We start from the raw sequence: 22,449 nt of genomic DNA on the forward strand, positions 1-22,449 counted from the left end.
CGACGGCGGCCGTCCCACCTTGGGGACGGCCGCCGTCGTTGTGTGTCAAGCGGTTTTGCTAGCTACAACACCAGCGACAAGAGCATCACGAAGCCGAAGCCGACCACGGAAATCAGCGTCTCCATCACGGACCACGTCTTGAAGGTCTGACCGACAGTGAGCCCAAACAATTCCTTGACCAACCAGAAACCGGCATCGTTCACGTGCGAGAGGAACAACGACCCCGCGCCGATGGCCAACGCCAGCAACGCGGCGTGCGTCGGGCTGAGGCTGCTGGCCAGGGGCGCCACGATTCCCGCCGCGGTAACCGTTGCGACCGTGGCCGAGCCAGTGGCCAGGCGCAGAGCAACGGCCACGATGAAGCCCAGCACGAGGACTGACATGTTGGCGCCTTCGGCCCATTTCTTCACCGCGTCACCAACGCCGGCACCGATCAGGGTCTGCTTGAAACCGCCGCCGGCACCCACGATCAGGAGGATGGCTGCGATCGGGCCCAGGCTTTCACCCAGCTTGGCCGTAATCTTGCTGCCCGTGAAGCCCACCGCGTACCCGAAGGTCACGATGGCCACCAGGACGGCGAGCGTCATGGCCACCAGCGGCTGGCCCACGAAGTCGAAAAAGATCCGGATTCCAGGGGCAGTTTCGGCGTTCGGCCAGATGATGCCGCCCAAGGCTTTCAGAAGCATGAGGACGACAGGGAAGATGATGGTCAGCAGCGTAACCACGAACGACGGTTGGCGCTTGACCTCGCTGAGGTCCGCCGAATGCCGGGTGTCGATGCCACCGGCTACGGCTGGGGCGTCGACGGGAACCCAGCGGGCTGCCAGCCTCGAAAACAGCGGGCCACAGATAATGACCGTGGGGATTGCCACCAGGATGCCCAAACCGAGCGTTGTTCCCAGTTCGGCTTTGACCGCGCTGATGGCGATCAACGGTCCCGGGTGCGGGGGCACCAGCCCGTGGAGCACGGACAAGCCGGCCAGCGCCGGGATCGCGATCCGCATGAGCTTCATCTTGGATCTCTGCGTCACCAACACAATGACCGGGAGCAGCAGCACAAGTCCGATTTCGAAGAACATCGGCAGGCCGATAATGACGGCCACCAATGTGATCATCCAGACAAGTTTGTTGCCGCTCGCCTTGGCCAACAGCGTGTCCACCACACGGTTCGCCCCACCGGAATCCGCAAGCAGTTTCCCCAGCATGGCACCGAGAGCGATCAGGAGCCCAACCTCTTTGAGGACACCTCCCACACCGTCCTCAAAGTTGGTGATGACTTTGCCCAGTTCAACGCCGGAAGCCAAGCCAACGAAGGCGGAGCCGAGGACCAGGGCAAGGAACGGGTGGAGCTTCAGCTTGGCGATGAGGACAACGATCAGGGCAATGCCCAACGCGGCCACCACCAGGAGCTGGGTATCGTGCCCCGACCATTCCTGGACTTCCGCGGCCGCCTGCAAGGCGATCACAGGGTGCCTGCTTCTGCATCCCCAGCAACCGGGCGGAGTCCGAGTCGGTCAATGACCTCATCTGCTTCTTCTGCCGGTGATGCGGAAACACAGAGGGAAATGTAGTTCTCGTCTTCCGTGGGCTCCTCGAGTGCTTCAAACTGCGATTCGAGCAGGGACGGCGGCATGAAATGGCCGTGCCTGGAAGCCAGCCGGTCCGAGATCTTGTCCTTGCTGCCTTGCAGGAACACAAAGACGACGCCTTCGGCACGAAGGACGTCACGGTACTTTTTCTTCAGGGCCGAGCACGTGATGATCGCTGGGACACCGGCGTCGACGTGTTCCCGGATCCAGCCGGAGATGATTTCAAGCCAGGGCCAGCGGTCCTCGTCAGTGAGCGCCTGTCCGGAGTGCATCTTGGCCACGTTTGCTTCCGGGTGCAGATCGTCGCCTTCGGCCAGATCCCATCCCAACTTGCCGGCAAGCACGCCTGCCACGGTGGACTTTCCTGAGCCGGAGACTCCCATAATCACCAGCACGGGTTGTTGCGCAGTCTTCGCCATCAAAGTCTGCCTTCCTCAAATAAATATGATTTAACCGAGGTCAAGCATATGACACGCGTTACATGAGGGCAACGTCAGAAGCCGGCGATGGTGCTGGACCCGTTCACGGAGACCACATGGAAGGCCTCCGCGCTGGCTCCTGCCGGGAGGCCACCTCGCTCTCCATTGGCCAGCATCATGCCCCTGACTACCCGCTCCATGCCCGCGACATCAGGGTGCTGGCTGGCATGGACCCGGATGGCTTCGAGCTTGGCTGCCACATGGGCCGAAACGTCCACGAAGTGGTTCTCCCTGGCCTCCGGGCTGGAGATGAACCACAGCCATGGCAGCTTGTAGGCTCCAAGCCCGGCCTCAGCCAGCTCGGGGTAGGCAAACGGGTTCTCCACGGCAGGATAGACAGCCCGCGTGACGGCCTCCCCCGCCGCGAGGTGGTCCGGGTGGCTCTTCTGGAGCCGGTCCCAATTACGCTCCGGATGCATGGTCAGCACGATGTCCGGGCGGATCTCACGGATAAGTTTCACCACCTGCTTGATGACGCCGTGTGACGGTTCCAGGTACCCGTCGCGCTCGTGGAGGTAATGGATATCAGTGACGCCGACAAGCGCCGCCGCCCGTTGCTGCTCCTTGGCACGGAGCTCAATGATTCCGGCCCGGTCCGCGGGGTCAAAGCCGCCGGCATCGCCGTCGGTCATGATGCAGTAGCTGACCTGGACGCCGGCCGCGGTCCACGCCGCGATGGTCCCCGCAGCACCGAAGTCGATGTCGTCCGGGTGGGCAGTAAAACAAAGCACCCGCTCGACGCGCTCCTGGGAGGCATCGAACGGGCTCTTTGCTGACGAAACGCCAGTAGGCAAGGAGATCAGCCTTTCCGCTTCTTGATTTCGGCCGTGGCCTGAGGGATGACCTTGAAGAGGTCGCCGATGATGCCGTAGTCAGCGATTTCGAACACCGGTGATTCAGCGTCCTTGTTGACGGCGACGATCACCTTGGACGTCTGCATGCCGGCCTTTTGCTGGATGGCTCCGGAGATACCAGCGGAGATGTACAGCTGCGGCGAGACGGTGACACCGGTCTGGCCGACCTGGGCGTCGTGGCCGATCCAGCCGGCGTCGGTAGCGGCACGGGACGCGCCGACGGCAGCGCCGAGGGCATCGGCAAGCTCTTCCAAAGGACCAAAGTCGCCATCGACGCCGCGGCCACCGGCCACGACGATCCTGGCTTCGCTAAGGTCCGGCCGACCGCTCACCGGCTTCTCGGCACGTGCGGTGATACGGGCGGAACCAGCAACAGCGTCAGCAGGAACATCCACAGTGGTGGTTGCCGGAACACCCGCATCGGCAGCCGGCGCGGGCTCGACATTGTTGGCCTTGACCGAGAGGACGGTAACAGGAGTCGTGGCCTTCGCCGAAGTGTTGTAGGAGCCGGCCAGAACCGACTTGTGCGCGGTGCCGTCCGGCTCCACGCCTACGACGTCGGTGATGACCCCGGCGTTCAGCTTGATGCCGAGCCTGCCCGCGATCTCCTTGCCCTCAGGCGAGTTGTCCAGCAGGACTGTCGTGGCTCCGGACGCTGCGGCAGCGGCTGCCAGGTAGGCGGCTTTCGGGCCCACCAGGTAGTTCGCGAGGTCCTCCGTCGACGGACGGTAGACCGCCGTGGCGCCGTAGGCACCCAGGGTGGCGGCGACGTCGTCGGTCAACTCGCCGGTGAAGGCGACGGCGGTCTCCCCCAGCGAGCGGGCGATGGTGAGAAGCTCAAGGCTGCTCTTCTTCAGAGAGGAGCCCGGGTTGTCAATAAAAACAAGTGCATTTGCCATGGTTGGAGTCCCCTTTAGAGCAGCTTCTGGGCGGCAAGGAAATCGACCAGCTTGATGCCGGCGTCGCCTTCGTCGGTGATGATGGTGCCGGCAGTGCGCGGCGGCCGCGCTTCCGCAGACTCCACCAAGGTCCATGACCCGGCCAGGCCCACCTGCGAAGCGTCCACGCCGATGTCGGACAGGGTAAGGGGCGTGATCTTCTTCTTCTTCGCTGCCAGAATGCCCTTGAAATTGGGATAGCGCGGCTCGTTGATCTGGTCGGTCACCGAAACGACCGCAGGAAGCGGCGCCTCAACAGTTTCCGAGTACGGGCCTGCGTCCCGACGTGCGGTCACCTGGCCACCGGCCACCTCAAGGCTGGAAGCAAAAGTCACCTGCGGGAGCGACAAGCGCTCGGCCAGCTGGGCAGGGATCAGCGACGTCTCGCCATCGGTGGATGCCATTCCCGTCAGGACCAGGTCCACGGGGCGGCCGTCGGCGGAAATGTGCCGGATCGCGGCGGCCAGCGCCAGCGAAGTAGCGGCAGCATCGGAGCCAGTCAAAGCGTCATCGCTGAGGTGGACTCCCGAGTATGCGCCGATCTGCAGCGACTTCTTGACCGCGTTGACGGCCCCGGAGGGTCCCATGCTCAGGGCAATAACCTCGTTGCCCGCCTTCGGGCCGCCGCGTTCCTCGGCCAGCTGCAGCGCCGCCTCGAGGGCATACTCGTCCAGTTCGGACAAGATGCTTTCTTCACGATCGGTTGTGTTGGCAGGGCCGGTGATGTGCCGGTCGAACTGCGCGTCCGGGACGTGCTTGACCAGAACGACAATCTTCAATGTCTCTTCCACTGTCTTCGAAGCAGCCTTCCATGCTTGTGGACGGCCAACCGCAACAGCGTGGCCGTGAATTGCCCAGCGCGTGGGCTCGTCCTAGCTAAGCATATTGCCCGCAGAAAACCACTCCCAGCGTTAACGCCTGTTGCGCTTGCGCGAACCATGCCGGGAACGGCACGACGGCGGCCTCACCTCTTGGGTGACGTCCGCCGTCGTGGTTTATCCGCTTTTGTGTCCTACTGCTGGGCGGCGTCGAGGGTTACCTCGATTTCCTGGTTCTGGCCGCCGCGCTGGATAGTCACCTTCACCTTGGCGCCTGCCGGCTGCTCCCGGACCGCTGCGGTCAGCTGGTTGGGATCGCTGACAGCGTAGTCGCCGAACTTGGTGACGACGTCGCCCACCTTGATGCCGGCCTTGGCGGCGGCTGAACCGGAGGTGACCGATGCGACCTCGGCACCCACTGAGAATCCTGAGTCACTGTTGGTGCCGGACTTCGCCCGGACCGAAACGCCGAACTGTCCGTGGCTGGCCTTGCCGGAATCGATGATCTCCTGCGCGACACGCTTGGCGTGGTTGATCGGGATGCTGAAGCCCACGCCGATGTTGCCGCTTGAAGAATCGGAAGCGCCGCTGCCGGCGGAGGCAATCGCGACGTTGACGCCGATAATCTCGCCCTTGCTGTTGACCAAGGCACCGCCGGAGTTACCGGGGTTGATGGCCGCGTCAGTCTGGATGACGTTGATGGCAATGGAGCCTTCGTTGGCTGAACGCTGGTTCTGGCCGCCGTTCGGCGGCGCGAACTCGAAGCCTTGGTCACCACCCTGGGAGTTGTCCGTGCCCTCCTTGGGCGCAGCTGACGACGCCACGCTGATGGTCCGGTTCAGCGTGGAGACGATGCCGTCCGTGACCGTACCGGTCAAGCCCAGCGGTGAACCGATGGCGACGGCGGTGTCCCCCACATTGATCTTGGAGGAGTCGCCCAAGGTGGCAGGAACCAAGCCCGAAGCATCGCTGACCTTGATGACAGCGAGGTCGGACAACGGATCTGTTCCGACGACCGTTGCTTTCAAGACCTTGCCGTCGTTGGTGCGCACCTCGATGGCGGCACTGGACGTAGCTCCGTCCAAGGTCACCACGTGGGTGTTGGTCAGGATGTGGCCCTGGTCATCCAGAATGATGCCGGAGCCCGTGCCGCCTTCGCTTCCGCTGGTTGCCTTGATGGTCACCACGCTCGGGGATGCCTTGGCTGCAGCAGCGGTGATGACATTGACGTCGTCCTTGTTGTTCACAATGACGGTGCTGGATTGTCCGCCACTGGAGGCTGCCGGAGCCGGGTTGTCCCAGAGGGCGTTGCTTCCGGCCACTACCCCGCCGCCGATCAGGCCTGCCGCGAGCATGCTGGCCACAAGGGTGCCCACGCCAAAGGCGGGCTTGCGCTTGGTGGCTACAGTCGAATGGCTGCCTGTCTGCACTCCGGGAGCGTGCTGGCTGTGCGTCGAGTGGAACTGGGTGCCGGGGTTGTTGCCGGACGGGTTCGCGGCGCCGCCGTAGAAAGGCTGGTGCTGCGGGTAGCCGGGGCGCTGGGCCGGGTCGTGCTGCTGGTTGCCGTAGTAGGTCGGCTGGGGCTGCTGCGTCACTTGTGGCTGGGCCTGTGTCTCTTGTGGCTGGGCCTGTGAGTTTGGCTGGTAAGCCGGCAGGGGCGTGGTGGGCTGCGTCGGCGTAACCGGCTGCGCCGCGGTTTCGTCGCCCTGCTTCTGACCTGAGTTCCAGGCGGGCTGCTGCGGCTGCTGTGAGTCGTCGCTGTGCCGGGAGGCATCATTGTGCTGGCCGGGTGTCGCATGGGGCTGGGATGGCTCCCGGTTCTCCGGTGCACTGCCCTGCGCTGGGTTCTCCGTCATGGGTCTTCCTTTCGTCCTCGTCTTCATCAACTATGTACCCAGTAACTGGAACAAAAGGGGACGTTCGCTGGGAGCTTCCTGAAAGGGGTAATCTCTCCGTATTCGGCCAGCCCGGGACCCCTCAACGACACAACAAACGATGTTTCTCCTATATTTCGCTGGTGGCATATTCACCCCTGTGGACGGGTCAAGGGGTGCACCATAGAATCAAGAGGAATTGCCACAGCGACCTGCGGCTTTACACCATGCGTGGGGGCGCTGAGCATTCTGTGACGATTGGTACGCCTTGTTCCAGTCGCAGACGTGCTGAAGGGTTGCACATGCGGTCAATAGTTAAACGCGTACTCGCTGTCATTGGCGTGGCTGGAATGTTGGCCCTCCCGGCCGGCGCGGCCTGGGCCTCTGACCCGGTAACGATTCCGTCCGGTCAGAACATCGTCGATGATGCCAACGTCCTTGGCGCCCGCAAGGGCGAAGTCCAGGACGCTATCCAAAAGACTCTGAAGGACCACAAGTACAACCTGTATGTGGTCACGGTGAACTCCTTCACGAATCCTTCGGATCCCAAGGCGTGGACAAAGGCCGTTGCTGACACCAAGGGCATGGGGAAGGCGGACGCCATTCTGGCGATCTCCACGGCAGGCCAGTACAACTTCGTCCTGAACTCCGGGAGCGCCATTTACTCCAAGCAATCCGCCATTGCACAGAATGCCGTGGTACCGAACCTCGCCGGTGGCAAGAAAGATTACGCCCAAGCGGCCATCGACACAGCTGCCGCGATCGGCGATGCAGCCGGTGGGGGAAGCGGCACGGTTCCCAGCGGCAACGCAGGGGTGGGCGTGCTGGTTGGCGTAGGAGTCGTAGCGGCCGGCGGAGCGGGTACCTACCTCTACCTCCGGAATCGCCGCAAGAAGGGTGGCACCAAGGCCGTCAATGCTAGTTATGGTCCGCAGGGTGAACAGCTTGACCCCCTTGCAGGGATGAGCATCCCTGAACTGCGGCAGAAGAGCGGCTCCCTGCTGATCGAAGCCGATGACGCCATCAGGTCCAGCGAGCAGGAACTGGGCTTCGCACAGGCGCAATACGGCGACGCGGCGGTCGGCAACTTCACCAAGGCCTTGGAAGAAGCCAAGGCCCACATGACCGAGTCCTTTAAGCTGCAGCAACAGCTCGATGACCATATTCCGGACACCGAAGAACAACAGCGCAGCTGGCTCGGTGAAATCATCCGCCGCTCGGAGGCTGCCCTTTCATCACTCCGCGACCAGAAGGCGGATTTCGATTCCCTGCGCGAGCTGGAGAAGAACGCCCCACAGGCTCTCTCTGCAGTGGCCACCGGAGCTCAGGAAGCTGACGCCAAGATCGCAAGCGCGGAGCAATCACTTGAAGGTCTGCGTGCCAAATACGCCGAGTCGGCGTTGACGCAGGTCTCCGACAACATTCTGCAGGCGAAGGAACGCCTCGCATTTGTCCGGAACGCAGCATCCACTGCACAGGAAAAGCTGAGCTCCGGCGACAACAGCATGGCCGCTGTGGCCGTTCGCGCCGCGGAAGAAAGCCTGCACCAGACCAACATCCTGATGGAGGCGATCTCCAAGACGGCCGGCAGCCTGGATGAGGCGCGCACCGCTCTCGACAGCGCTGTCGCCGAAACCAGCCAGGATCTCGCCCAGGCACGGGCCATGATCCAGTCCGGGCAGCATCCCGAACTTGCCGGTCCGGTGGCCGGAGTGGAAGCCGCCCTGGGGCAGGTAAAGAACGAAATCCAGAGCGGAAAGATCGATCCCATCGCGACCCTGAGCCGGGTCGAGTCCGCCCACCAGGCGCTTGACCAGTCGCTGTCCGGCATCCGCGACCAGCAGGAACAGGCCCGTCGCGCGCAGGCTTCGCTGCAGCAAACGATCATGGCTGCACAGGCCCAGATCAGCGCCACGTCCGACTACATCACGGCACGCCGCGGCGGCGTCGGCACCGACGCCCGCACCAGGCTGGCCGAAGCCCAGCGCAATCTTGACTATGCCCTGTCGATCTCCCGCAACGACCCCGTCACGGCGCTGACCTACGCCCAGCAGGCACACTCACTGGCGGCGCAGGCAGCCCAACTTGCGCAGTCCGACGTCGACCAATTCGGCTATGCCAACCAGGGCTACGGCCGCGGCGGCATGTTTGGCAGCGGTGGCGGTGGCGGCGGCCTCGGCGGCGCCATCCTCGGCGGAATCCTCATCAACTCCATCCTCAATGGCGGTGGAGGCGGCTGGGGCGGAGGCCACAACGACGGCGGTGGCGGCGGAGGCTTCTTTGGCGGCGACTCCGGCGGTGGCGACTTCGGTGGCGGTGGCGGCGACTTCGGTGGCGGCGACTCCGGCAGCTTCTAGACCCAAAAACTAAGCGGGGTCCGTGCCCCGCATAGAAGCGGTACAACAACTGATCACTGATTTCAGTGAGCATCACTGAGCAGGACGAAAGGCAACACCATGGTTAAGCAGTCCATTTTCGGTCGGATCTCACAGTTGGCAAAGGCCAACATCAACGCCTTGCTTGACCAGGCAGAGGACCCGCAGAAAATGCTGGACCAGATGGTCCGCGACTACACGAACAACATTGCCGAGGCCGAGTCCGCCGTGGCACAGACCATTGGCAACCTTCGTATGCTTCAGGCTGACTACAACGAGGACATCAAGAACGCACAGGACTGGGGCAACAAGGCCCTCGCGGCGTCCAGGAAGGCCGATGAGTACCGCGCGGCCGGTGACGCCGCTGATGCTCAGAAGTTCGACAACCTGGCCAAGGTTGCCATTCAGCGCCAGATGACCGCCGAGTCCGAAGCCCGTACTGCGGAGCCGAGCATCGCTTCCCAGACGGAGGTCGTGGAAAAGCTCAAGTCCGGCCTCGACCAGATGAAGAACAAGCTCAACCAGCTGACGGCCAAGCGCAACGAACTGGTGGCACGTTCCAAGACGGCTGCCGCACAATCCCAGGTCCACGACGCCCTCAAGAGCATCGACATCATGGATCCCACCAGCGAAGTGGGCCGTTTTGAAGAGAAGATCCGTCGCGAAGAGGCCAAGGTGCTTGGCCAGCAGGAGTTGGCTGCTTCGAGCCTCGACGCCCAGTTCAACCAACTGGAGGACCTTGGTGAGCAGACGGAGATTGAGGCCCGCCTTGCAGCCCTGAAGTCCGGTGGCTCCAAGCCTGCCATCGGCGCAGGTGCCCCGGCTTCGTCCGAAGCCACAGTTGACGAAGCAGACTTCGACAAGCTCTAACAACGGCTTCAGGGTTCAGGCCCTGCACCGCACCAACGGAAGTGGGCAGGATCCAATGGGATCCTGCCCACTTCTTCTCTAAGTGCTTACCATCTGACCCGCGGCGTTCTGTTGGGCTTCGTCCCCCGGGCTGGCATCGGTTGCCACTTCTGCGCGGATCTCGAATCCCTTCGGGTGGAAATATGTCACTGTGCACTCAAGGACCTCCCCATGTGGGCCCAGGGTGGTCCGTTCCAAGCGGGGCACCATGGCGAATGCACGGACGTTCAGGGCGTCGGCCAAGTGCTCGGGAGGCGCGTGCATGGTGACAGTGATTTCGGCACGTTGCAGGGGCTTCAGGGTCCGGTCCTGGATGACCTGGTAGATGGAGTTCCGCTCTGCATCAGCCAGGCTGATGTGGCGTCCTATGTGCGAGGGAATGAAGATCTCCGCGATGGCGTAAGGCCAGCCGGCGCTGGAGTAAGAACGCCGAATCACCAGCACAAGGTTGTCATCCGAAACCAGCTTGGCCGGAACCGTCTTGTCCTTTTCCATCCATTTGTATTCAATGAGGCCCTTGACGGTCTTCATTCCGGCCGCAGTAAACGTCTCCATGAACGGGGCGAGGCGGTTCAGCATCTTCACGGGACGCTGCGCCATCACAAACGTACCTTTGCCCTGCCTGCGCACCAACAGCCCCTTCACTACAAGGGTCTCGATGGCCTTCCTCACTGTCGTTCGGCTGATGCCGTACTCATCCATGAGGGCTTCCTCGGTGGGAATGCGGGAACCTGGTTCCAGGCGGCTCACCAAGTCAGTGAGTACGTCGGCCACTTGCTGATAAACCGCTATTGGACTGTCCCGCTGGAGGACTTGGCGGTCCGGGCTTGGATTGGTGTCGTCATTGACCATTGGGCCGTCCCATCGGAGTCTTCCTGCTTCAGCGAATTCGGAATCGATGCTAGCACCGCGGCTCCGGCGACATTTTCCGTTACAGGTTAAGCAAAAGATCCGGACCAGTATTACTGATCCGGATCTTTTCTCCAGTTGCGGGGACAGGATTTGAACCTGTGACCTCTGGGTTATGAGCCCAGCGAGCTACCGAACTGCTCCACCCCGCGTCGCACGAACAACTCTACCGCACGCGCAGGGGTGCTTCCGACCATACGGCGCCCAAGGTGCCGGAGATCACAGCAGGCCGCTTTAGGTGCGGGACGTGAGAGAGCAACGCCGCCAAGCAGGTGGGACGTGAGAGAGCGATGCCGCCAAGCAGGTGGGACGTGAGAGAGCAACGCTTTGCGGGAAAACAAAAGGTCCGGATCAGTGATTACTGATCCGGACCTTTTCTCCAGTTGCGGGGACAGGATTTGAACCTGTGACCTCTGGGTTATGAGCCCAGCGAGCTACCGAACTGCTCCACCCCGCGTCGCAAGAACAACATTACCGTCCGGTGAATGACAGACCAAATCCTGGCTACGTGATGAGCATCTCCCCCACGCAAAAGGCCGGCACCAGCTCCCGTGGGAACTGGTACCGGCCTTCAGGCGGCGTATGCCTTTAGCTGCTCGGCGAGGGTGACGGTGTCGGCGTCGCACTCGGCGATGCAGTCGGCGTCGACGTCGTCCCCAATCGGGCTTCAGCGTCCACGGCCTTCTTCAAGGCTTCCGACAGCTTGTTCTGCTGGTCGCCATACCCGGCAAAGTCACCCTTGGCGAGAGCTGCCTGCCCGTCCTGGATGGCTTTGTTGGCTGCCTCCAGAGCTGCCTTGAGGTCGGCCTTGGCATCGGTGGGACCCGCAGGCGGGGTGGTTGTTCCCGGAGGCGGAGTGGGCGTCTGACCATTGTTGGCCGAGTCCCCGGCAGTTGCTCCGGAGTTACCACCGAACAACTGGTCCAGTGCCGCATCCAGGGTCGGCGCAAAGCCGATCTTGTCACCGAAGGCTACAAGGACACGCTGCAGGGTGGGGTACGAGGTCTCACCGGTCGACTTCAGGTAGACCGGCTGGACGTACAGCAGACCGCCACCAACAGGCAAGGTGAGCAGGTTTCCGTTCAAGACGTCCGAGGCACCCTGGCGCAGGAGGTTCAGCGCCTGCGAAACCGTGGGATCGGAGTTGAACTTGTTCTGCGCCTGGCCCGGACCAGGAACCTGCGTATCGGTCGGGAGCTCCAAGAGCCGGAGCTTTCCATAGCTGTCCGCCTTGACTCCCTTGACGTTGCCGGCGTCGGAATCTGCCGCAAGGAAGCCATACAGGATGTTGCGTGCATTCCCGTTCACAGTCTGCGGAATGAACGAGGACGTCAGCTGGAAGGCGGGCTTCTCCTGGTCCGGCATCTGCAATGACATGTAGAACGGCGGCTGCTTCACAGCCTCCGAGACGGTGGGATCGTTGGGAACGCTCCAGGCGTCGTTGTTCTGGTAGAAGCTGTCAGGGTCCGTCACGTGGTAGCGGCCAAGCAATTCCCGCTGGACCTTGAACAGGTCCTCCGGGTAGCGGACGTGGCTCATCAGATCGCCCGACATTTCGGAGTAGGGCTTGATGGTGGTCGGGAAGACCTTCTGCCACGCCTTCAGGATGGGGTCCTGGTCGTCCCACGCGTAAAGGTTTACCGAACCGTCGTAGGCGTCGACTGTGGCCTTCACGGAGTTCCTGATGTAGTTCACGGAGCTGTTCGGCAGGGCCACTGTCCGACCCGAGGTTGTCTGGGAATCGGCCGTAGCATTCTGCAACTGCTGCGGCTGCGAGTACGGGAAGTACTGGCTGGTGGTGTAACCGTCGACAATCCACTTCACGCGACCGTCAACCACGGCCGGATAGGCGTTGCCATCGACAGTCAGGTACGGCGCCAGTTTTTCTACTCGTTCGCGCGGGTTGCGGTCGTAAAGAATCTGGGATTCAGCGTTGACGCCATCGGAAAGCAGCAGATCCGAAGACTGGAACTTGATGGAGTAAAGAATCCGGTTGAGCCAGTTTCCAACGTTTGGCCCGCCGTTGCCGTTGAAGGTGTACTGGGTCTCTCCCCCGCCTTCGCGGCTGGCGGGACGATCCTGCTCGCGGTTCGGCGCGCCATCCGGGGCACCGACGATCGAGTACTCCGGGGAGTTTTCGCCGAAGTAGATACGGGGCTCATAAGTGGTGTCGTTACCCAGGACGCCGTTGGAGGGAATACCGGACTGCAGGAACTCGGGCTTGCCATCGGCAGTAAACTTATTGCCCTTCGCAGCCACCACGCCATAGCCGTGCGTGTACACAATGTGCCGGTTGACCCAGGTCTGCTGGTTGGCGCTCAGGCCATCCGGGTTCAGCTCGCGGACAGCGATCACGGTGTCCTGAACCTTGCCGTCCACCGTGTAGCGGTCCACGTTGAGGGTCTGCGGGAACTGGTAGTAGGGGCGGAATTGCTCAAGCTGGGCAAACGCGGAGGAGATGAGGTTAGGGTCAAGGAGCCGGATGTTCGCCGCCGTCTGGGCGTCCGCAGCCAGGGCGCCGGCGGTAGCGGTGGTCGTGGCGTTATAGGCGGACACATCGATCTTGTCCAAGCCGTAGGCAGACCGGGTCATGTTGATGTTCCGGTTGATGTACTCCCGCTCAAGGGTGTTCTCCGAGGGGCGCACCTGGAACTGCTGGATAACCCAGGGGTAGACACCACCGGCGAGGATGGCGGTGATGACCAGCATCGCCGTGCCGATGACCGGCAAACGCCAGCGTCCAATCACCGCAGCAACAATAAACAGTATTGCTACCAAAGCCGCGGCCACGGCAAGGATTGCCTTCGTGGGCACTACGGCATTGACGTCCGTATAGAGGGCGCCGGCCCAACGGCCCGAGTTGCTCTGGACGGTGGTGTACCTGTCCAGCCAGAAGTTGACGCCCAAGAGGATCAGGAAGAGTGCGCCCGTGACCGCAATGTGGATCTGCGCCGCGCGGCTGGTGAAGATGCCACGCTCCATAAGCCGGATGCTGCCGTAAAGGTAGTGCGTCAGGATGCCGGCGATGCCGGCTACGACGGTGATGCTGATCAGGAACCCGGTGACGAACCCGAGGAACGGCAACGACATCAGGTAGAAGCTGATGTCGAGATTGAACAGGGGGTCCGATTGACCGAAAGGCTCCTGGTTGAAGAACAACAGGGCCTTCTGCCACTGGCTTGCGGCCGCACTGCCTGCGAAGAGTCCGAAGAGGATAGGCAAGCCGATCATGACCACCCTGCGGACAGGCTCAAGCTGGGCCTGGTAGCGGTTCAGGTTGTCCCTCGACTCCGCATCGGGAGCGTAGACGGGACGTGACCGGTAGGCAATCCGGATGGCGAAGAAAACGGCTGCGAACATCATGGCGAAACCAACCAGGAACGTGATGATCCTGGCAAGGTTTTCGCGAAGATAAACTTCGAAGAAACCAAGCTGCTGGTACCAGAGGACGTCAGTCCAGACGTTGGCGAAGAAAATGAACCCGACGACGGCCACAGCCACGACAATGAGCGTCGGAGTGAGGGCACCTCGTCTCAGCGGTGATCTTCCGGGCGGGTTGGTGCTGGCGGGACGGGACAAACTCTGTACCTCATTGATGTCAGTGAACAGTCGGTGTGCGAGTACTTGACATTCTCTGCCGCTGGGATATGGCGGAGGCCGTCATATATGCCACGAGTGGCGGTGGAGCTAAGTTCCACCGCCAGTCTAGTTGTTTGTGCAGGTGGGAAGGCCCGATGTGTCCTGTCCGGACCCCAGGCGCTCCACGGCGGCGGTTGCGTCCGCCAACGTTTCGACCTTCACTACCTGAAGACCATCGGGAACATGGCCTGCAACATCTGAACAATTGGCAGCCGGGGCGAGGAACATCGAGGCCCCGTGCTGGCGGGCACCGATCATCTTTTGGGCAATGCCGCCAATCGCTCCCACAGCACCGTCCGCGGTGATGGTGCCCGTGCCGGCGACGTGCTGGCCTCCGGTGAGGTCCCCTGGAGTCAGGTTGTCCACGATTCCCAGAGCGAACATCATGCCCGCGCTGGGCCCTCCCACGTTGTCAAGGGAAATGCTGACGTCGAAAGGAAAGGTGAAATCGCTCGACAACAGCACGCCGAGCACGTAGCGTCCTGCCTGGTTTTTCGTGGGGGTAACACTTTCGGTTACCAGGGTCCCGTTCCGCTCGACCTCGACGGCGACCGGTGCTCCGGCGCCGGCAGCAAGTTCCGCTTGCACCACGCTCATGGAGGTGATGGCCTTCCCATTGATGGTCTTCAGCCGGTCGCCCTCCTTGATCTTGCCGGCGGACGGGGACGGGTCGGACAGTCCGGCAACATCCAGCCGCTGCTCGAAGGGAATCTCCAGTTGCCGCAACGCGGCAGCCACCGCATTCTCCTGGGATGTCTCCATGTCGATTTCACCCTGTTGTACCGTCTGCTCGGCAGTAGTGCCCTTGGGATAGATGAGTTCCTCGGGATAAACCGCCTTTGAGCTGTCGAGCCAGGCGCGGAAAACATCAAAAATCGTAGCGGGAGTCTTGGGACCACCTGTCATGACCACGGTGGTGAGGTCCAGGTTGCCTTTAGCTGGGAACGATTCATGGCCGGAGATGCTGATGACCGGCTTGTCGCCGTCCTTGCCCAAGGTATTGAAGGTGGGCCCGGCTGACTCGATTACGTAAGGGACAGGCAACGCCGCCGCCCCGATGCCAAGCGCCAGGGCCAGCAAGCCTGAGACCACCATGATCATGTAGCGGCCATCGCGCGCAGGTACCGGAGGCACCCGGGAGGGATCGGCGTCGGAAGTCAGACGCGGATCCTGGCTCTGGCGCGAGGTGGAGGAGCCCTCGGGGCTGGGCGAAGTAAGCATTGAGGCCTCTCATTTTCCGGCATGGGATGACCGGTTCCTGTAGCTTGCTGCCTCCGCTGGCTGCGGCAGCACGTACCAAGCATCAACACTACGCGGAACTGCGTTGCTATACTGCTTTGCCTACAGCGAACGACGCCGCGTCCGGGCAGACACCGTTGCGGCTGCGCGGTACGGTGAAAGAGATCACCAGCCAGTTCGACGATCGGCGGCACCATGACTTCCAACCCCAACAACCCGTCCAACGACGACGAGAACCCCAAGGATCCGCTGGCAGAAATGCTGCAGAACCTCATGGGCGGACAGGGCATGGGCAACATCGATCCCGCTGAACTGGCCAAAGCGGCTGGCCTGCCGAACGACCCCCAGCTGTTGCAGCAGATGTTCGCCCAGGTACAAGCCATGATGAGCTCAACTTCAGAGGGTCCCGTCAATTGGCAGCTTGCGCACGAGAATGCGCGGCGCGTGGCAGCGACCGGCAGCGATCCTTCGGTCAACGCCCAACAGGCCCGCGAAATCGACGAAGCCCTGAGGCTCGCAGAACTCTGGCTCGACCCCGTCACCGATCTCTCGGCAACCGGACTGATCGGGCGTGCATGGTCACGCGCTGAATGGGTGGAAGCGACCCTGGGGACCTGGAAGCGCCTGACAGAACCGGTGGCAAACAGCATCGCGAATGCCTTGTCCAATGGGCTCACCCAGCAAATGCCCGAGGAAATGAAATCCATGATGGGTGGTGCCTCGTCGATGTTGCAAAACATGGGCGGAGCGATCTTCGGAATGCAGCTGGGCCAAGCTATCGGAGCGCTTTCCGCTGAAGTCGTCAGCTCCACTGATATCGGTGTCCCGTTGGCGGATCTCGAGATGGCGCTTTTGCCTGCCAACGTCGCCAAGTTTGGCGAAGGACTCAGCCTTCCGGAAAACGACGTACGGCTGTTCCTGGCCGTCCGTGAAGCCGCGCATGCCCGCTTGTTCGTGCAGGTCCCGTGGTTGCGCGGCCATCTGCTGGGCGCCATCGAGGCTTACGCCCGCGGCATCCACATCGATATGTCCCGAATTGAGGATTTGGCCCGCGATCTCGATCCCAGCAACCCCGAGGGCATCCAGGCCGCCCTGTCCCAGGGCGTCTTCACCCCGGAACGGACTCCGGTCCAGACTGCCGCGTTGGAGAAACTCGAAACTGCCCTTGCACTGGTGGAGGGCTGGGTTGACGAACTGACGGCTGAAGCCACCGCCAAGGTATTGCCCTCCGCGACAGCCCTGCGCGAGACTGTCCGGCGCCGGCGAGCCACCGGAGGACCTGCCGAGCACGCCTTCTCCTCCCTGGTGGGCTTGGAATTGCGCCCACGCAGGCTGAGGGAGGCTGCCACCTTGTGGGCCACTCTCAAGGAGGAGCGCGGTATCGCCGGGCGCGATGCCATATGGCACCACCCGGACCTGCTGCCTACCGCCGAGGACCTGGACGATCCCAAGGGCTTCTCGGAGCGGCGCCGCCTTGCCGAAGCAAGCGACAGCGAAGTTGACGACGCCCTTCAGAAACTCCTGAATGGCGGTTACGACGAGGCCGGCGATGCTGAAGGTTCCGATTCCTCAACAGACGGCCCCGGCACGGACGACAACGATCCCCAGCCGCCCAAGAAGTAAATACTGCCAGACAGCAACGGCCACCGTGAAGGGTGGCCGTTGCGCTTTAACGGGCGTGATCCGCGTCAGCGTCTGGGTTGCCATTGTCCGGGCCGCCGGAGAGCCCCCTCGACGATGCGAAGGCCACGCCCTCAAGAAAGGCCTTGGCCCGCTCGGTCTCGGGGTAGGCAGCAACGAGCGACCAAAACTGTGCATTGTGCCCCGCGACCAGCAGGTGCGCCAGCTCGTGCACCAAAACGTAGTCGATGACCCATTGGGGCATGGGCTGGAGCTTGTCTGAAAGCCTGATGCTCCCGTCCGCGGGCGTCGCCGAACCCCAGCGTGAGTTCTGGTTGCCAACCCAGCGGACCGAGGTGGGAACAGCCCGTCCGCCGAGATAGGTGCGTGAAAGATGCGCGGCATGCTCAGCAAGCACCTCGTCAGTGGCCGGGCGGCGCTTATTCCTGCCTGATCCATGCTCGCCTTGCTTCTTGAGCTTTGCGAGCATCCGACGGACCCATTCCCGTTCCTGCGACTTCGTGAAGCTCGCGGGAATGGCCACCACCGCATTGCCGTCCTCCCAAAAAGCGGCGACCGTTCGACGCCGCCTGGCAGATCGGCGCACAACCACCGGGGCGCCATCCTCAGTCATCTGGGGTACGCCGGTATCCCCTGCCCGTGCGCCCGCCATCAGAGAACAGCATTCTCTGCGAGGACCGCCAAAACAGCTTCGCCGTAGCGCTCAAGCTTGGACGGGCCGATACCCGCCAAGCCCGCCAATTCCTCGAGGGAGGTCGGCTTGGCCTCGGCGATCGCCGTCAGTGTGGCGTCAGTAAACACCACGTAGGCCGGGACGTCGGCGGACTTTGCCTCGTCTTTGCGCCACTGCCGCAAGGCGTCGAAGGTCTGTTCCTCGTAGGAGGGAGGACACTGGTTACAGCGTCCCACCTTCCGCTCGGCGCCGGTGGCAAGCATGCTTCCGCACACCCTGCACGACGCCGGCGCTGCAGCTTTACGGCGCATCGGACCGGTCGTGCTCCGGGCGTTTGCGGACGCCACGGAGTCGGGGCGAAGCCCGTCGAGGAACCGTGAGGGTTTACGGTTGGCCCTCCCGCCGGGCGTACGCGCGGTGGACCAGGACAGGCTCAGATGTTCACGGGCACGGGTAATACCCACATAGAGGAGCCGGCGTTCTTCGTCGACGTCTTCGGGTGAATCCGCGAAGGAAATCGGCATCAGGCCTTCGCTCAGGCCCACGAGGAACACCGCATCCCATTCAAGGCCCTTGGCTGAGTGCAGGGAAGCCAGGGTGACACCTTGGACAGTGGGCGCATGTTGCGCCACCGACCGTTCCTGGAGTTCATTGACGAATTCTGCCAACGTGAAGGACTCACCTCGACTGACGGAGAGTTCATCGGCCAAAGCGACCAGTGCTGCCAACGATTCCCACCGTTCGCGCAAAGCTCCTCCGTTGTGCGGGGCGGCATCGGTGTATCCAAGGGAGGCGACGATGTCCCGGACGATCTGCCCCAGCGGTTCCTGGGGACCTTCGGCGACGGCGCGGGTGGCGGCGCGAAGTTGCAGGATGGCGTCACGGACTTCCTTACGGGCGAAGAACCGCTCACCGCCACGGAGCTGATAACCAATGCCGGCCGAAGCCAGCGCCTGCTCATAGGCCTCCGACTGGCCGTTGGTACGGAACAAAATGGCGATCTCACTGGCCTGGACACCGGCGTCGAGCAGTTCATGGATGCGGCCCGCCACCACAGCGGCCTCAGCTTCGTCGTCAGGGCATTCCATGAACCGCGGCTCAGGACCGGAGGGGCGTTGGGCCACGAGCTTGAGGGGAGGTGCCCATGCAGCATCGGCAACGGGCCCACCGCTTCGCCGTGAGCCCAGGAGCTCGTTTGCCAGCTTCACCACCTGTGGCGTGGACCGGTAGTCGCGGATGAGCTTGACCACGTTGGCTTCAGGGAATTGGGCCTTGAATCCCAGCAGGTGCTTTGGAGAAGCTCCAGTGAAGGAGTAGATGGTCTGGCTCGCGTCCCCCACCACGCACAATTCATCGCGTCCGCCCAGCCACAAATCCAACAGCCGTTGCTGAAGCGGCGAAACGTCCTGGTACTCGTCCACCACAAAGTGTCGGTACTGCTCACGAACGGTCGCCGCCACTTTCGGATCCTCCTGGAGAATCCCCACGGTGATGAGCAGAACGTCCTCGAAATCGATGACGTTACGGTCGGTCTTGATGTCCTCATAGGCCTGGAATACCCGGGAAACAGCCGTAAGGTCGAAACCCCCGGGCGTCCCGCGGCCTTGGGCGTTCTCCAGGTAATTGGCAGGGGTCAGCATGGACACCTTGGCCCACTCGATCTCCGCCGCCAGGTCCCTGATGGAGGCACGGTCTGTGCTGAGGCGAAGACGGCGCGACGCCTCGGCGATCATGTTCGCCTTGTGGTCCAACAGGTTCGGCAAGGTACCGCCGATGGCCTGAGGCCAGAAAAACTGCAGCTGTCGCAACGCCGCAGCATGGAAGGTGCGGGCCTGCACGTTGGGCACACCCAGATCGCGGAGCCTGCTGCGCATCTCTGCAGCAGCCCGCGCAGTGAACGTCACGGCAAGCAACCGCTGGGGACTGTAGACCCCGGAATGGACCCCATAGGCGATGCGATGGGTGATGGCGCGCGTCTTCCCTGTGCCAGCGCCGGCAAGCACGCACATGGGACCTGTCAGGGTGCTGGCCACCTCGCGTTGCTCGTCATCCAAGCCGCCGAGGATGCGCTCCTCAAGCGATCCCTCGTTGTTGAATAACCCCTCCGTCACGGCTGGAGGTCTTCGATGACGCCGCCGTACCAGTGCTCGATCAAAGAACGGGCAATCGAAAGCCGGGTGGAAATGGTGATTTCGCCACTGAGCACGGCTTCCTGCAGCTCATCCCGGCTGAACCACCGCGCGCGGGTGACCTCCACGCCGTCGGGCCTGGCAACTGTGTCCTCCGTAGTGGCCGTGAACCCCAGCATGAGCGAGGCAGGAAAAGGCCACGACTGGGAGCCAAGATACTGGCAGGCAGTGACGCGCACACCCACTTCTTCCCCGATTTCCCGGACTACAGCTTGTTCCAACGACTCACCAGGCTCCACGAATCCGGCCAGAGTTGAGTAGTTCTTGGCGTCAACCGGGCCCCCACCGCCCAAAAGAAGGCGACCATCCGGGCCCACTACGGTGACGATAATGGCAGGATCGGTCCTGGGATAGTGTTCCGAGTTGTCCCTGGGGCAGCGCCGGACCCAGCCGCTCGCCTCGATATCCGTGGGACTGCCGCACTGCGGACAATGCGTGTGGGTGGCATGCCAGTTGGAGATAGCACTGGCTTCGATAAACAACGCAGTGTCCATGGCGTCCAGGCTGGCAGCAACCTCCCGGAAGCCGGCCCACTGGACATCGGAAGGGATCGTGGCCGTGCCTGCGGCAGGAGGCTTAGCGGTAGTAAAGAGCAGGACCTGGGTGCCTTCAGGCAACGAGGACGACGCCAGAGTGGTCCCCAGGTAGATGGCGGCAGCACCGGCGTCGGACTCTTTGAGGGCCGTCCAAAGGGCGGTGGCATCTCCGAACCAGAGACCGTCGGCAGTCACCAACGCCTTGCGCTGCGAAATCACCATGGCCTTGGCAGTTCCGGAGGCTATGGCGTCTTGCACCATGCCCGGCTTCATGCGGACAACCGAACCGCGGTCCACCATGGCAGGGCGGACGGGAAGCACAGTGTCCATCAGGTGGTTGGCAAGCGCCGGCGACTCGGTATGACTCATGTATCTACCGTACTGACTCGCACCGACAAAAAACATTTGAAAGGGTCCCCGCTTGTGGACGGAGGGGCTCCGGGACAGAGCACGCTCCCGTTTTGCTCTCTTCCGCTGTGGATTTGCTGCAGATCTGGAGACTCGCCGCACTGCATCATGGCCACAGGCCGCACTCAATCTACCGTGGAGAGGTGAGAAGAACACCGCTCGAACTGGCCGCTATAGCAACTGCGGCGGTGCCTGGTTTGGCGCCGACGGCTACAGCCTATTCCCCCGACGACGACGCCGACTTCGACTCCGCGTCGCTGCTGGACGGGGAAGGTAAACGCTGGCGCGTCCGTTCGCCGCGCCATCCGGAGGCAAGCACGCGGCTGGAAACCGAGTTCATGGTGCTCCGCGCTTTCGCCCCGGCCATCCGCGCGGAACTGCCCTTCCATGTGCCCACCATTGCCGGGACCGTCCGCCAGGGAACTCTCACCACTTTCGTGTATGCCCACCTGCAGGGATCCGTGCTGTCCATCGACGAACTTTCCGCCAGCAGTCCGGCGTTGGCCAAGGAGATCGGCGCAGCATTGGCCGCGATCCATGACCTTCCGCTGTCCCTGGTCACCAATGCCGACCTCCCCAGCTACTCTGCCAACGAATTCCGGCAGCGCAAGCTCAACGAACTGGACCAGGCCGCGACTACGGGCAAGATACCTGCCACGCTGTTGCGTCGATGGGAGCACGCCTTGGAGGACGTGGCCCTGTGGCGGTTCAATACCTCAGTAGTCCACGGCGACCTGCATGAGGACAATCTGATGGTCCAGGGCGACTCTGTGACCGCTGTTACCGGTTGGACCGATCTCCGGATCGGAGATCCGGCCGATGATTTCGCCTGGCTCGTAGCATCCAACGAAACATCCTTCGTGGAATCAGTACTGGCCCATTACACCGGGGCCCGCCGGGAAACGCCAGACACCCATCTGCTCAGGCGGGCGGCCCTGCTGGCAGAATTCGCGCTGGCCCAGTACCTGGTCAAGGCCATGGCCGCAGGACATCAGAGCATGACGGCGGAGGCCGAGTCCATGCTCCAGGCCCTGGCCAATGACATCGAGGAGCAGGCGCGCCGCGATGAAGAAGCCGAAGCCGCGATGAAGGAGAGTGCAGAGCATCAGGCGGCAACCGCCGTCGAGAACCGGCCAGCGGTGAGCGTGGTACCAATTCCCGACGCCGGTCCCGCCGTTTCGGTTGCAGCGATACCTGCCGCTGAGCCTTCTGCGGAACCTTCGACGGACGCCGATGCTCCGGCGAAGCCGAAGGATTCCGCCTCGACGGACCGCGATGATGCCGCCGTAGAGCACGACGATACATCCACCGCGGCCATCAGCGTCGTCTCCGTGACGCCTCTCCACGCGGGCGAGCGCACGTAGGCATCCGTCGCCCGT

The 22,449-nt window shown here is 62.6% G+C and carries 16 protein-coding genes and 2 tRNA genes; 4 read left to right on the forward strand and 14 right to left on the reverse strand.

Features of this window, described 5'->3' with window-relative positions; translation table 11 throughout:
• Positions 1–62: 62 nt before the first annotated feature.
• The 6 genes from ACFUOZ_RS05005 to ACFUOZ_RS05030 form a co-directional block, all read right to left on the reverse strand.
• Positions 63–1,466, reverse strand: coding sequence for a gluconate:H+ symporter (locus ACFUOZ_RS05005; protein WP_377545358.1), 1,404 nt, complete (start codon positions 1,464–1,466; stop codon positions 63–65).
• Complete coding sequence (locus ACFUOZ_RS05010) at positions 1,463–2,008, reverse strand: gluconokinase (RefSeq protein WP_377545360.1); 546 nt, start codon at positions 2,006–2,008, stop codon at positions 1,463–1,465. Before ACFUOZ_RS05010 ends, ACFUOZ_RS05005 begins: the two co-directional genes overlap by 4 nt.
• Before the next feature lie 74 nt (positions 2,009–2,082).
• Positions 2,083–2,862: a PIG-L deacetylase family protein gene (locus ACFUOZ_RS05015; protein WP_377545362.1), complete on the reverse strand. Its 780-nt coding sequence runs from the start codon at positions 2,860–2,862 to the stop codon at positions 2,083–2,085.
• A 5-nt stretch (positions 2,863–2,867) separates the two neighbouring features.
• A complete protein-coding gene (locus tag ACFUOZ_RS05020; protein ID WP_377545364.1) occupies positions 2,868–3,821 on the reverse strand; it encodes an electron transfer flavoprotein subunit alpha/FixB family protein in 954 nt (317 codons plus the stop codon).
• Positions 3,822–3,835: 14 nt separating this feature from the next.
• On the reverse strand, positions 3,836–4,639 hold the full coding sequence (locus ACFUOZ_RS05025; RefSeq protein WP_377545366.1) for an electron transfer flavoprotein subunit beta/FixA family protein: 804 nt from the start codon (positions 4,637–4,639) through the stop codon (positions 3,836–3,838).
• A gap of 233 nt (positions 4,640–4,872) precedes the next feature.
• The gene (locus tag ACFUOZ_RS05030; protein ID WP_377545368.1) at positions 4,873–6,534 is read right to left on the reverse strand and encodes a S1C family serine protease; all 1,662 of its coding nucleotides are present in this window, start codon (positions 6,532–6,534) and stop codon (positions 4,873–4,875) included.
• Between the two features lie 320 nt (positions 6,535–6,854).
• Here ACFUOZ_RS05030 and ACFUOZ_RS05035 point away from each other — a divergent pair, with 320 nt between their 5' ends.
• Together ACFUOZ_RS05035 and ACFUOZ_RS05040 are read left to right on the forward strand one after the other, a co-directional pair.
• Positions 6,855–8,909, forward strand: a complete 2,055-nt coding sequence (locus ACFUOZ_RS05035; protein ID WP_377545370.1) for a TPM domain-containing protein — start codon at positions 6,855–6,857, stop codon at positions 8,907–8,909.
• A gap of 99 nt (positions 8,910–9,008) precedes the next feature.
• On the forward strand, positions 9,009–9,797 hold the full coding sequence (locus ACFUOZ_RS05040; RefSeq protein ID WP_377545372.1) for a PspA/IM30 family protein: 789 nt from the start codon (positions 9,009–9,011) through the stop codon (positions 9,795–9,797).
• A gap of 78 nt (positions 9,798–9,875) precedes the next feature.
• On the opposite strand, the gene ACFUOZ_RS05045 is transcribed toward ACFUOZ_RS05040, so the two are convergent.
• The 5 genes from ACFUOZ_RS05045 to ACFUOZ_RS05065 all read right to left on the reverse strand — a co-directional run bounded on the left by ACFUOZ_RS05045 (position 9,876) and on the right by ACFUOZ_RS05065 (position 15,605).
• Positions 9,876–10,688 (reverse strand): GntR family transcriptional regulator, encoded by an 813-nt coding sequence (locus tag ACFUOZ_RS05045; RefSeq protein WP_377545374.1) that lies wholly within the window; start codon positions 10,686–10,688, stop codon positions 9,876–9,878.
• Positions 10,689–10,823: 135 nt separating this feature from the next.
• Positions 10,824–10,897 (reverse strand) — tRNA-Met (locus ACFUOZ_RS05050).
• 231 nt (positions 10,898–11,128) lie between these two features.
• Positions 11,129–11,202, reverse strand: a tRNA-Met gene (locus ACFUOZ_RS05055).
• Between the two features lie 131 nt (positions 11,203–11,333).
• Positions 11,334–14,324 (reverse strand): UPF0182 family protein, encoded by a 2,991-nt coding sequence (locus ACFUOZ_RS05060; RefSeq protein WP_377545376.1) that lies wholly within the window; start codon positions 14,322–14,324, stop codon positions 11,334–11,336.
• A 126-nt stretch (positions 14,325–14,450) separates the two neighbouring features.
• Entirely contained in the window at positions 14,451–15,605 is a 1,155-nt protein-coding gene (locus ACFUOZ_RS05065) for a PDZ domain-containing protein (RefSeq protein WP_377545378.1), read from the reverse strand.
• Between the two features lie 213 nt (positions 15,606–15,818).
• Between ACFUOZ_RS05065 and ACFUOZ_RS05070 the strand changes: the two genes are divergently transcribed.
• Positions 15,819–17,246: a zinc-dependent metalloprotease gene (locus ACFUOZ_RS05070; protein ID WP_377545380.1), complete on the forward strand. Its 1,428-nt coding sequence runs from the start codon at positions 15,819–15,821 to the stop codon at positions 17,244–17,246.
• A 46-nt stretch (positions 17,247–17,292) separates the two neighbouring features.
• Here the strand turns inward: ACFUOZ_RS05070 and ACFUOZ_RS05075 are convergent, their stop codons facing one another.
• Genes ACFUOZ_RS05075 through nudC form a run of 3 tightly spaced genes read right to left on the reverse strand, consistent with a single transcriptional unit; the run spans position 17,293 to position 21,031 of the window.
• Complete coding sequence (locus ACFUOZ_RS05075; protein WP_377545382.1) at positions 17,293–17,916, reverse strand: M48 family metallopeptidase; 624 nt, start codon at positions 17,914–17,916, stop codon at positions 17,293–17,295.
• Complete coding sequence (locus ACFUOZ_RS05080) at positions 17,916–20,048, reverse strand: ATP-dependent DNA helicase UvrD2 (RefSeq protein ID WP_377545384.1); 2,133 nt, start codon at positions 20,046–20,048, stop codon at positions 17,916–17,918. Before ACFUOZ_RS05080 ends, ACFUOZ_RS05075 begins: the two co-directional genes overlap by 1 nt.
• Positions 20,045–21,031, reverse strand: a complete 987-nt coding sequence (gene nudC / locus ACFUOZ_RS05085; RefSeq protein WP_377545386.1) for an NAD(+) diphosphatase — start codon at positions 21,029–21,031, stop codon at positions 20,045–20,047. The genes ACFUOZ_RS05080 and nudC overlap by 4 nt, the downstream gene beginning before the upstream one ends.
• Before the next feature lie 182 nt (positions 21,032–21,213).
• Between nudC and ACFUOZ_RS05090 the strand changes: the two genes are divergently transcribed.
• On the forward strand, positions 21,214–22,434 hold the full coding sequence (locus ACFUOZ_RS05090) for a phosphotransferase (RefSeq protein ID WP_377545388.1): 1,221 nt from the start codon (positions 21,214–21,216) through the stop codon (positions 22,432–22,434).
• Positions 22,435–22,449 lie beyond the last annotated feature (15 nt).

It is taken from the genome of Paenarthrobacter sp. NPDC057355 (genome assembly GCF_042667405.1).
Taxonomy (GTDB): Bacteria; Actinomycetota; Actinomycetes; order Actinomycetales; family Micrococcaceae; genus Arthrobacter.